This window comes from Humibacillus xanthopallidus, assembly GCF_006716675.1.
In the GTDB taxonomy this organism is placed as follows: Bacteria; Actinomycetota; Actinomycetes; order Actinomycetales; family Dermatophilaceae; genus Humibacillus; species Humibacillus xanthopallidus_B.
This window is the reverse complement of record NZ_VFPM01000001.1, coordinates 19,641-31,737: the sequence shown is the minus strand read 5'-3', so window position 1 is coordinate 31,737 and position 12,097 is coordinate 19,641. Positions and strand designations below refer to the sequence as shown.

Here is a 12,097-nt window from a genome sequence, read left to right as displayed (position 1 = left end):
GGCGACCATATGTCGCATATCACCACTGCGTCAAGGGTCGTATCGACCCGTGCCATGTCCCTGGCTACTGGGGTGGTCGCAAGATGCGGAACGTTTCATTGGCGGTGGGTGCCATCGGATGGTCGGACCCCGTTGTGTTTTCTCCCCTGCCCTTTTCGGGTGATTCATCGCTACATTTGGCAGAGCCCCTCACCCCACACAGGGACATCGCCGGTTCCGGGGGCAGGAAGGACTCACATGAAAGCCAGGATCCTGGCCCTAGCCACGTCACTCGCCGTGGTTGCGCCGTTGGCCATCGGGACGCTGGGGGAGGCGCACGCGGCGCCGACGAGCAGCACCGAGACCCCACCCGTCACGCTGGTCGGTGGCATGACGTCGCCGATGTACGACTACACGAACGCCATCCGAGAGACTGTCTGGGTCGACACGCCGGACCTCGACGGGGACGGCAAGGCGGAGCGCATCGCCGCCGACATCATCCGGCCGCGCGAGCTCGACGGCACCGCACGGGTGCCGGTCGTCATGGACGCCAGCCCCTACTACCTCAGCCTCGGCCGCGGCAACGAGACCGAGTACAAGGAGTACGGCGCGGACGGGAGCCCGACGAAGTTCCCGCTCTACTACGACAACTACTTCGTGCCGCGCGGCTACGCCTTCGTCGCCGTCGACATGGCGGGAACCGCCCGGTCCACCGGGTGCAGCGACGAGGGCGGCCGCTCCGACGTCGAGTCGGTCAAGTCCGTCGTCGAGTGGCTGGGCGGCAAGGGGACCGCCCGCGATGCGAGCGGTGCCGTCGTCGATGCCACCTGGAGCAACGGCAGCACCGGGATGATCGGCAAGTCCTATGACGGGACGCTCGCAAACGGCGTCGCCGCCACGGGTGTCGACGGGTTGAAGACGATCGTGCCGATCAGCGCGATCAGCTCCTGGTACGACTACAACCGCTGGCAGGGCGCCGTGAAGTCGCGCCACTACGCCAGCAGCCTCTCGCGCACCATCGCCCAGCGCCGCACCATGCCGACCGACTGCTCACCGCGCCTGGCCTCCATGGACGCCAACGATGCCGACGCCACCGGCGCCTACACGGACTTCTGGGCCGAGCGCGACTACCGCGACGGGAGCCTCTACGACGCCTCCAAGGTCAAGGCGAGCGTCTTCATCGTCCACGGGCTCCAGGACAACAACGTCAAGACGATGAACGCCTCCAAGTGGTGGGACGACCTCGGCAAGCAGGGCGTGCAACGCAAGATGTGGCTCACCCGCCTCGGGCACGTCGACCCGTTCGACAGCGACCGCGAGGAGTGGGTCACCACCCTGAACCGGTGGTTCGACCACGAGCTCATGGGCATCGACAACGGCATCGACGGGGAGCCGGCCGTCCGCGTCGAGACCGCGCCGAACGAGTGGGCGACGTCCACGACGTGGCCGATCCAGTCCGCCCGCACGATGTCGCTCACCCCTCGAGCCGACGGCACGCTGGCGCTCGGAGCCCCGGACCGCGGCACCGCCGCCTACGCCAACAACTCGCGCCTGTCGGAGTCCAACGCGGTTGCCTTGGCCGCAAACCCGAACCGGCTGCAGTTCCTCACCGGAACGACGACGCAGGACGTGCGGATCTCGGGCACGCCGACGGTTGACCTCGATGTGACCCACACCGTCCCGGTCGGACAGGTGTCCGTCATGCTTGTCGACTACGGCTCCATGGACCGTGTCAGCGCGACCGGTGACGGCGCCCTGACCCTCGGGACGGAGACGTGCTGGGGAGGGGCCATCGCGTCTGACGACGCCTGCTACAAGGACGTCACCCGTCGCCTGCAGAACACCCAGCTGCAGGTGCTTGCCCGCGGCTGGGCTCGTCTCGACGGCTCGGGCCGGCACCAGGTCAGGGTCGAGCTGGCTGCCAACGACCTCGTCGTCCCGGCCGGGCATCAGCTGGGTCTTGTCGTGAGCGGGGCGAGCAACGGTGTCATCGCCGTCGACACCAGCTCGGGCCAGTACACCCTCGACCTGCGCTCCACGCGGTTGAACCTGCCGGTCTCCGGCCCGATGAGCGGCTTCGCTCCGGGGCACCTGACCGCCGAGGACACCGACAACCTCGCCCGGGGCACGTTGCCCAACCTCGACGAGACGCTGTGGCCCCGGTGACGGCGAGCTCAGGGGCGCTCGCCAGCTCCTAGCGCGGCCCTCCACAACGACGCTGGCCCTCACCCCGGGAAACATCCGGGGTGGGGGCCAGCTGTCGCCCCATCTCGTGAGGAAGGATGAGCGGGTGACTCGCCGTGGTGTCATCCTCTTCACGGCCCTGGGCATCGCCTGGGGCATTCCGTACCTGTTCATCAAGGTGGCGGTCGAGGAGCTCTCCCCGGAGATGGTCGTGCTCGCGCGCTCCGGCCTGGCGGCGGTGCTGCTCCTGCCGCTTGTCCTCCTCCGGCGCGAGGTGGGGCCGGTGCTGCGCGCCTGGAAGCCGATGGCCGCCTACACGATCTGCGAGATCGTCATCCCCTGGTACTTCCTCAGCTCCGCCGAGCAGACGCTGCCCAGCTCCACGGCCGGGCTGTTGCTCGCGGCCGTCCCGCTCGCCGGTGTCGCCGTCGCGTTCGCCATGGGCCGGCCCGCCCAGCTGACCGCGATGAACTGGACAGGCATCGGGGTGGGCATGCTCGGTGTCGCCGCGCTCGTCGGTCTGGACGTGGCCGGCTCCGACCTGGTCGCCGTGGGGCAGATGGCGTTCGTCGTGATCGGGTATGCCGTGGGGCCGGCGATCCTCGCGCGCTGGATGCCGCAGCTGCCGGGCATCGGCGTCACTGCCGTCTCGCTCGCGGGAACCGCGATCGTCTACGTGCCGTTCGTGCTGCTGGCCGGGTCGTGGCCCGCGGCATGGCCATCGGGTCGGGTGGTGGCCTCGGTCCTGGTGCTCGCTGTCGTGTGCAGCGCGCTGGCATTCGTGTTGATGGTCGCCTTGATCGGCGAGATCGGACCGGTCAAGGCCACCGCGATCACCTACGTCAACCCTGCCGTCGCCGTCCTGGCCGGGGTTCTCATCCTCGACGAGCGCGTCACCGTGTGGACCGTCATCGGGTTCGCCCTGGTCCTCAGCGGCTCGTTCCTCGTCACCCGCCGCCGCACCGCCCCCGGCGCAGCGGAGGGGCCGGAGCTGGCAGCAGCCGTGGAGATGAACACCAGCGGCAGCGCGGTGGTGATCTCGCGAGAGACCGAGGCGTAGCGACGGTGCGGCAACGCCAGCGCCCAGCGACCTGTCGGCGGCGACGCAGAGCCCCGTGCCGGAGATGCACGAAGAGTGCGCCGCCAGGGACTCGAACCAGCGTCCGGAGCAGCGACTGACCTCCACAGTTCCGCAGCCAGCGGACCTTGGAGTAACGACACGGAAGCTGTCGGTATCGGCCGTGACGGCACCCTCAGGCCCACCCGAACACTCTGATTGAACACCGAGGTACACCACGGATCAGGACCTGACGCTGAGCAGGAACGCCGGGCCATGTTGACGGTACGAGGGTTGAGCAGGGGAGCGTAGCTGCAGGGCGTCAAACGATGGCCGTTCCCCGAAATCTCTCCGTCTGCGCGCTTCGGCCCCGCCGAAGGGCGGGGCCGAAACCCGAGATATCGCTGAGTGCTACTTGTGCACGATGATCGATCCACCCTCGAGGGGGGTTCCCGGTCCGTTGTCGTAAAGGACGGTGTCGTCACGGAAGATCTTGATCCGGAACGTGTCGGGTGCTGTCCCACCCAGGCGGCCGCCGTCGACAGCGGTGAGGATGAACTTGTAGCTGCCATTGTCGGTGGCCCCGAGTCCGGTGACCTCGCCGACGCCCTTGTACTGCGCCTGCGCCCCGGAGATCACGAGCCAGTCGTAGCTGCTGGAGTGGAAGCTCAGACCGGCCGCATGGAAGACGAACTCGGTGTTTCCGGACGGGATCGTGGCACCCTTCTGATAGCGGGACACGAACCCGAACGTTGCCTTGCCGGCAAGGCTGGCGTCAGGCGTGAAGGCGCCGGTTGGCGACGTGATCCGTCCGCCTCCGGTGACGAACCCGCCTGCCGGGTCGTAGACGACGACCGGAACCAGGGCTGTCTCCGTGTCCAGGCCGCCGTCGTCGTCGGTGATCGTCACTGACGCGGTGTACACACCCGCCGGGATCAGTGTGAAGGACCCCGTCGCGCTACCTGAGCCACCCGACTCGGTGACGGTCCCTGCCGCGTTGGTCGAGTCGAGCGCGAATGAGGCCGTGTGAGTGTCGTTCGTGCCGACGTCGCTGAACGTCGCGGACAGGTTGACCACGGACCCCACCGGCACGGGGTCGGCAGGCGAGCTGAACGACTGGATCACAGGAGCGACGTTGTCGACCGTGACCAATACATCGTCTGTCGCTGACCCCCCGTTGCCGTCATCGACGGTCAGCCGGAAGGTGTACACGCCGTTGTCGGTCGGGGTGAATGTCGGCTGAGCCACCGTGGCGTCGGACAGGGTCACGGCCGGCCCGGTGTATCCGGGCAGCAACTCCCACGAGTAGCCGAGGGTGTCGCCGTCGGGGTCGCTCGATGCCGTCCCGTTCAGGGTGACCAGATCGCCCTCGTCCGCGTTCTGGTCGTCCCCTGCGACCGCGACGGGCACTCGGTTGGTGGTCACCGTGATGTCCTCGAGGACGGGCGTGATGTCCGCGTCCACCATGGCGGCGGTCCTGTCGAGCGTGACGGTCAGCCTGAGGTATCGGCCCGTGAGCCCGAGAGTGCCGCCGTCGGAGACGGGGGTGTCGGCGCCGTATGTCGCGCCGTCCGCGCTGGCTGCAGCGGTCACGGTGACGTCGCCGCCGTTGAGGACTGCGGTCCAGTCAGCCGTGGACCAGTGTTGGCCAGCGGTACCACTGTCGATGACCTTGGTCCACGTTCCGCTTGCCGGCCCACCGACGTTGACGTTGCCGGTCATGTCGCCGTAGGTGTACGGCCCGGCGCCCGCGCCGAGGTCAGTGGTCGCGTCAACGCTGTTGGTGGCCGGGTCGATGCGCTTGGCCTGGTTCCATCCCAGCAGGGACACCCAGACCTTCCCGTTGGCGTCGACCGACACCCCGGTCGGCGTATCGCCGACATCGATCGTGGTGACGGGCGAGCCGTTGTTGTGCAGACGTGCGACGTGTCCGTCTCCGCTGCCGGCCACCCAGACGTCACCATCGGCTGTCACCGCGACTCCACGGTTGCCCGAAGTGGCCGTCAGGAAGGTGCCGAGCACCGACCCAGCCGGACTGATCTTGCCTACCGTGCCGGAGTAGAAGTCGCTCACCCAGATGTTGCCACTCGGATCTTTGCCCATCCCGTATGCAGAGGGGGACGGCACGAGCGTGTAGTTCGCTGGCGAGGTCAGGACCGCAGGCGGTGTCGTGTCAGGTATTGAGGCGAGGTCGATGCGCCAGACGAAGTCCTCGCCGGTTGGGCCGGCCGCGCTCCAGAGCACCCCGTGCTCGTCGATGAGGCCGCCGTAGGCCGCGTAGGGCCCGGAGTCCGGGAGCTTGAAGGTCTTGACGATGGTGCCCGTCGGGCTGATTCGGTCGAAGTACCGGCCGATGCTGGAGACCAGGCCTGGGCCGCCGACCCACGCGTGGTTGTCAGCGTCGATCGAGACCTGCCTGATCGTGTGTCCGGTCGTTCGGACGAAGTGGATGACGCACTCGTCGTCGGCCGTGGTCACGCCACCGCCTGTGTCTTCCGAGGACCCGTTGGCCCACGGCCGGATGTCACCTAGACCGACCGAGGTGTCGATCACACCATTGCCATTGCGGTCGACACACTGCCCGGCCTCCTTCAAGCCGATCTGGACCACCGAGCCCTGACCACCGCTGGCCTCCGCCCGGTTGCCTGCCCAGACATTCCCGTTCTGGTCCACCGTCGTGCGCGACGGGTCGTGCGCCATGTTCTGCGGCGCCGACCAGTACTCCCCGACGACCGCGCCGGTGTTCGCGTTGATCTTCACGATCGTGCCCCGCGCGCTGGCGGGGACCCATACGAACGGGAAGGTGAAGCTCGGCGTCAGCTTCAGCTCGTCGTTCGCGGTGTTCAGGTTGAGCGCAGTCCCACCGTTGAAATCCGCCGTGCTCGTATACGTGTAGCTTGCGGCTGCGCCGAAGGCTGAATTGCCACCAGCTGCAGCACCGCCCAAGGCCATCCCAACGGCCACGACGGTGCCCGTGAGTAACCTCAGAGCCTTTCGAGAATTTCGAGCCCCCACAGCAAGTGTTTTCATGATCTTCCCCCTTTGGAAGCTAGACGATAAACACTCGCCATTCACGCTGGTCCACAGCGGCCCCCTTCCGCCAGAGGAGTGAGGCACTGGTCCTTCCCCGACATTAGGAGTACATTTGGTGATATGTCGGCCGCGACATCACGGGGCGGTGGGTCCACCGTGTACCCGTGGCTGAGCGGCCCATTGATCTGTCAATGTGATCGCAGCTCGGGGCCTCGCATTGTCAAGGCCACTCACCAACGGCCCAGCTGCTCGCCATCGCGCCAAAAGGAGCAAGGCGGCTCTGGCCAGGCCATCAAGCGCCGCGGCGAGAATGGTACGTACGGGCTGCGCTCTGCCTTGCGGCGCCAAAGGTCGGCGGGGGCCGGTGAATTGTGTGAAGGTCCCCGCCTCGACTCGGCTTCGGGTGCGCGGGTGCTGCTCTACTCCGCCAGGTACGCGGCGTGGGCGTCGCCGATGATCGTGGTGGCGCTGGCCGGCCCCTCGACGGTGCAGGAGATTGCGTTGAGCTTCTTGTTGTTCTCCCACCACTGCTCGAGAATCTGCGCCATGACTGGCAGGTTGGTGGGCTCGCTGGCGGTGAGGTCGTTCACGCTCGCGTACAGCGGGTGATCCGTCTGCAGACCGATGATCTTGTCGTCCACGTCTCCCTTGTCGAGGCAGCGCAACACGCCGATGACCTTCACCGAGACTGGCGCTGTACGGTAGTGCGTCTCGCCCAGGGTCATCATGTCCAGTGGGTCGCCGTCGCCGCTCTTGGTCTGCGGCATCGTTCCGTAGTTGCCCGGGTAGTTGAGGAACGAGACGACGCGACGCGACCCATCCCTGACCTCCCAGACCATCCGCTCGCCGGGGACGGTTCCGACGCATTCAGGGAAGGCCACTGCATCCAGGACCGCCTTGTCCGTGCAGGTCTCCCACTTCTCGTTGGTGTTCGCGGGGATCTCCACGAACATGTTGTAGCTTCCGTCTTCGTTCGGCCCTGGCGTCCAGCCGGAGATGAAGTTGTTCGGCCCGGTCGTCCACGACCTCCCGTTGTGCTGGTGGCCGTCAAAATCTCCGGTCAATGCCTGACTTTGCGCGGAACCGAGCGACATCAACAGCGCCACCCCGACTGGCACGATCATTACGGCCTTCATGGTGTGTTCCTCTCAACACTACGGTTCTGCCCACCTGAATGCCCCGACCGCCGCCTTCCGAGCAGCCGTGGGACTCCCCGATCTCGATGTCCAGGAACGGTTCCTGACCCGTCCAAGGTAGGAGTGTTGAACGTTGCCCGATAAGGGTCAAAGGTCCCTGATGCCGTTTCTTTTCGTGCCCTGAGCATCGTGCCGGTGCCCTCCGGCTCGAAGGATTGAGTCCCCCGCCCTTCCAACCTGCTCGCAGACGGAAACCTCCCCTCGAGGTGCGATTGGTCGGGCGGTTGTTCAGCGCACGACGGCGACGACACCACGTGCCTGTTCGATGACCCGGCGACTCACCGAGCCGAGGAGCAACCCACGGAACCCGCCTCGGCCCCTGCTCCCAACCACCAACAGGTCAGCATCGAGGTCAGCCACCGCGTGAATCAGCTCCTCGGCAGTCGATCCGTGGCGCACCGTGATGCTCACCTCGACGTCGGGGTGGCTCGCGACGACGGGGTCGACGACCTCGTGGCCGACCTCGAGATAGCGCCGTTCCACTGCCGACCAGTGCTCACTCTCGGGTTCGGTGACCACGACGCCCTCCTCCACCTCGATGTTCCACACGAGCACGCACGCCACGGCGGCGCCGCAGGACTCGGCAGTTCTGAGCGCGAAGTCGATGGCTCGGCCGCTGCCGTGGCTGCCATCGACGCCGACGACGAGGCGTTGTGGGGTGGCGACGGTCGTGCCGGTGGGGACCACGACGACCGGGCAGTGCGCGTGGGCGACAACCGGCAGGGCGACCGAGCCGAGCAGGATTCGCTCCAGATGCCTTCTGGCGGGTGCGCCGACAACCATTCGCAGCGCGCCATCCGAGAGCCCTACGAGGGCTGCCGCGGCACGGCCCGTGGGCGCGATCCCCGCGATGTCGAGGGAAGGATGTCGGGCGTGCGCCCGGGCCGAGGAGGCATCCAAGAGCTGGTGTGCGCCCTGGCTGAGCCGTTCCGCGAGGCTGGGCGCGCCGGAGGCCAGCATGTCGTAGGACGTCATCTGGCCCCCCGGGTCGATGGCGTGCACCAGCCGTAGTGGTGCCCCCAGCCGGTGGGCCTCGTCGGCTGCCCAGTCGGTGACCGGCCCGTCCGCCTCGGAGCCGTCGATACCGACCACGACGCTCCCGATGGCTCCGACGCCCTCCTCGTCCTCAGCCTCGGAGAGGGCCGTGCGGTTCGGGACACCGGATGGATCAGCCATGCTCCGATCATCCTCTGCAGGTCGCGGGACGCGTGGGCAGCTGATCCATGCGTCACACCTCTCGGACGAGCGCCCATGGCGTGGGTAGCGTGGAATGAGAGGGCAGCCGAGCAGGCTGTCCCCGGCGCCTGGGCCGTGTGGAGGCGATGAGATGGCGTCCGCAGCTATCCGAACAGTGGACCTGACGAAGCATTTCGGCAGCACGGTGGCTCTGGAAGCCCTGACCTTGGAGGTGGCAGCCGGCGAGATCTTCGGGTTCCTCGGCCCCAACGGTGCTGGCAAGTCCACGACGATCCGCCTGCTGCTCGGCCTGATCCGTCCCACGAGGGGCGGAGCTTGGCTTGCAGGGATTCCCGTGAGCGACGTCGAGCGCGCTCACCAGTCGGTGGGTTACGTGCCCGGCGACGTGTCGCTGTGGCCACAGCTCACGGGCCGCGAGACGCTCGAGCTGCTCGGCGACATGGCCGGCGGAGCCGACAGCGCATACCGCGACGAGCTGCTCGAACGGTTCGACCTCGACCCGACCCGCCGGGTCAGGGCGTACTCCAAGGGCAACCGTCAGAAGGTCGCACTCGTGGCGGCCCTCATGACCCGCCCGAGCGTCCTCCTCCTGGACGAGCCGACCTCGGGCCTGGACCCGCTGATGGAGGCGGAGTTTCAGGCGGTGACCCGCGAGTGCGCGGCGGAAGGCGCCACCGTCTTCCTGTCCTCGCACCTCCTGGACGAGGTCGAGGACGTCTGCGAGCGGGTCGCCATCCTGCGCGATGGACATCTGGTCGAGGTGGCCACCCTCTCGGAGCTCCGCCAGCTGAGCACGACGATCTTCGAGGTGGAACTGGCCCGGCCTGCACCGTCCTTCGCCGACCTGCCCGAGGTGCTGGCCGTCGAGCCGATGGACGGCGGCGTGCGGCTGACGGTGGTCGGTGAACCGGCCGAGGTCGTCGCCCGACTCTCGGGTGCGGGGATCCGCCGGTTGCACAGCAGGGCCCCGAGCCTCGAGCAGATCTTCCTGACCTACTACGACACCAGGGCCAGCCAACGAGAAGCCGTCGCCGCTGCCCATGGCCGGCTGCAGGGGCAGCCGGCCACCGGCTCAGGAGGGGAGCGCCGGTGACCGAGACCGTGGGCCGAAGCGCGCGCGCACCAGCAGGGCGTCCACCGCCATCGAGCGCGGCCGCGGGCCCGTCCCCGCCGCGCCACACAGGCCGATCTGGCCCGCGCCGCCTGCGGCCCCTGATTCGTCTGTACGCCCGGCTGACGTGGCGCACCAGCGCCATCATCGGCATCGTCATGGCCGGTTACGTCGCACTGGAGGTCGCCAGCTACCGAAGCGCCTACCCCTCAGGGGTTTCACCCCTGCAGTTCGCGATCTTCGAGGACAACCCGGCCGTGAGGATGATGAACGGGGTGCCCCGCGCGCTCGACACGGCCGGTGGCTTCACCGTCTGGGACGGCGGCTGGATGATGCAGATCATCGTCGCCGTCTGGGCCGTGCTGACCACCAGCCGCCTGTTGCGCGGCGAGGAAGACCTCGATCGCACCGACCTGGTCCTCGCCACCCCAGTGCGGGCCACGGCCGCAACCGCAGTCGTCGTGGCGCTGCTGGTGGCGGAGTCGACGCTGGTCGGTGCAGCCGCCGCCGTGACGATGGGCCTGACCGGGCAGGCCTGGGCCGGGTCCCTCCTGTTCGGAGTCGGGCTCGCTGCGGTGGGTGCCACCTTCACCGCCGGCACGGCCGTCGTCAGCCAGCTGGTGGAGGTCCGACGCCGGGTCGCCGGGCTGAGCGCGGCTGCTCTGGGCGCGGCCTACCTTCTGCGCATGGTCGGCAACAGCGCCGACTCTCGGACCTGGGTCAGATGGAGCACCCCCCTGGGTTGGATCGACCAGCTGCAGCCGTTCGGCGCCGACGATGCCCTCGCCCTGATCCCGATGATCGCCGTCCCGACCGCGCTGGGAATTCTCGCCATCCGCCTGCGCGCCGTCCGCGACACCGGTGGAGCACTTCTGGCTCCCGAGTCCGCAGGCAGGTCACACCTGCACCTGCTCTCCAGCCCCGTGGCGTTCGCATGGCGCAGCAACCAGGCGACACTCCTTGCCTGGGCCGTAGGCCTGGCCGCCATCGCCGCCATCATGGGGGCACTGGTCAGCACGATGATCGACTGGATCGCCGAGGACGAGGGCTATCAACAGATCCTGGCCAGCGTCGGACTCGAGGCAGCCCTCACCCTCGAAGGCTTCGTGGCCGTGATCGCCTTCGTGTTCGCGCTCGCCGTCGCCATCCACGTCATCTTCAGGATCGGCGCCGCCCAAGCCGAGGAGGCAACGTCCCGACTCGAGGCGATCCTCGCGCGCCGCGTCTCGCGGCTGCGCTGGCTCGGTGGACACCTCCTCCTGACCGGCATCGGGGCGGCGATCCTCACCATCGTCGTCGGAGCGGCGATGTGGGCCGGCGCTCTGGCCGCCGGGTCGGACCGCCTCAACCTCGCCGACGCCTTGTCCGCAAGCCTGAACACGCTGCCCGTGGTGGCGCTCGTGGCCGGGCTCACCGTCGGCATCTACGGTGTCGCACCCCGCCTCACCGTTCCCATCCCGCTTGCCGTCGTCGTGGGCGGCTTCATCCTCTACCTGCTCGGCCCGGCACTGAAATGGCCCGACTGGGCGCTGAACCTGTCCCCATTCACCCATCTCGCGATGGTGCCGCAACAGCCCTGGGCCAGCACGGCAGCCCTGGTCATGTGCGGGATCGGGGTCGCCCTCGCCGCCGTTGGCTCAATTGCCTTCCGACGCCGCGACCTCGGAGCCGGTTGAGGACAAGACGTGTCCATTCGCAGCCCTGGTCGTGAGCGCCCGGGTCGCGACGTCGATGAGGGCTCGTGCCGACGCCTTGGCGGCGTCGGGGGCGTCGGGGCTCGCGTCGAGCGAGCCGCTGGCCAGGCCGCCGTCGAGCAGCAACGTCAGTGCCCGGGCCAGAACGCCCGGCTCGCGCGCGCCCGTCTGCTCGGCCAGCCCGTGCACCCAGGAGAGAACTGCTGTCTTGTGGGCCACGGTGCGGTCGTGCACGGCGGTGCCAGGCTGTGACTCGGCTGCCGCGTTGATGAAGGCGCACCCCCGATAGCCCTCGCGACGGCAGGAGGCGCGTAGGGCGTCGAACATGCCGACAAGCTGGTCCGCGGGGTCGGGCCCGGCAGCCTCGGCGGCCTGGTGGAGCTGTGCGGTCCAGATGCCGTCGACCTGGTCGAGGTAGGCGACCACGAGGTCGTCCTTGGACGGAAAGTGCTTGTACAGGGTGGCTTTCGCCACGCCGGAGTCGGCGATGATCCGGTCCACGCCCACCGCCCGGATGCCGTGGGCGTAGAACAGCGCGAACGCCGTCTCGAGAATCCGCGCGCGGGCAGCGCTCGGACGAACGGGTGCGGTGGCGGACATCGGGCTCCTCATGACTCGGCTGCTCCAGACCGAGCATACCGTTGAG

At 68.2% G+C, this 12,097-nt stretch carries 8 protein-coding genes; 4 read left to right on the top strand and 4 right to left on the bottom strand.

What is annotated here, in order from left to right; translation table 11 throughout:
• Positions 1-237 precede the first annotated feature (237 nt).
• Together FBY41_RS00160 and FBY41_RS00155 are read left to right on the top strand one after the other, a co-directional pair.
• Positions 238-2,145, top strand: coding sequence for a CocE/NonD family hydrolase (locus tag FBY41_RS00160; RefSeq protein WP_185748814.1), 1,908 nt, complete (start codon positions 238-240; stop codon positions 2,143-2,145).
• Positions 2,146-2,269: 124 nt separating this feature from the next.
• Positions 2,270-3,223, top strand: coding sequence for a DMT family transporter (locus FBY41_RS00155; protein WP_141841425.1), 954 nt, complete (start codon positions 2,270-2,272; stop codon positions 3,221-3,223).
• A 408-nt stretch (positions 3,224-3,631) separates the two neighbouring features.
• On the opposite strand, the gene FBY41_RS00150 is transcribed toward FBY41_RS00155, so the two are convergent.
• The 3 genes from FBY41_RS00150 to FBY41_RS00140 form a co-directional block, all read right to left on the bottom strand.
• Complete coding sequence (locus FBY41_RS00150; protein WP_185748813.1) at positions 3,632-6,184, bottom strand: PKD domain-containing protein; 2,553 nt, start codon at positions 6,182-6,184, stop codon at positions 3,632-3,634.
• A gap of 488 nt (positions 6,185-6,672) precedes the next feature.
• On the bottom strand, positions 6,673-7,389 hold the full coding sequence (locus FBY41_RS00145; protein WP_141841423.1) for an inorganic diphosphatase: 717 nt from the start codon (positions 7,387-7,389) through the stop codon (positions 6,673-6,675).
• 288 nt (positions 7,390-7,677) lie between these two features.
• Entirely contained in the window at positions 7,678-8,625 is a 948-nt protein-coding gene (locus FBY41_RS00140; RefSeq protein ID WP_141841422.1) for a universal stress protein, read from the bottom strand.
• 151 nt (positions 8,626-8,776) lie between these two features.
• Here FBY41_RS00140 and FBY41_RS00135 point away from each other — a divergent pair, with 151 nt between their 5' ends.
• Together FBY41_RS00135 and FBY41_RS00130 are read left to right on the top strand one after the other, a co-directional pair.
• Positions 8,777-9,739, top strand: coding sequence for an ABC transporter ATP-binding protein (locus FBY41_RS00135; protein ID WP_141841421.1), 963 nt, complete (start codon positions 8,777-8,779; stop codon positions 9,737-9,739).
• Between the two features lie 176 nt (positions 9,740-9,915).
• Positions 9,916-11,433 (top strand): ABC transporter permease, encoded by a 1,518-nt coding sequence (locus FBY41_RS00130; protein ID WP_141841420.1) that lies wholly within the window; start codon positions 9,916-9,918, stop codon positions 11,431-11,433.
• Here the strand turns inward: FBY41_RS00130 and FBY41_RS00125 are convergent.
• Positions 11,395-12,051, bottom strand: coding sequence for a TetR/AcrR family transcriptional regulator (locus FBY41_RS00125; RefSeq protein WP_141841419.1), 657 nt, complete (start codon positions 12,049-12,051; stop codon positions 11,395-11,397). The genes FBY41_RS00130 and FBY41_RS00125 overlap by 39 nt on opposite strands.
• Positions 12,052-12,097: the final 46 nt, after the last annotated feature.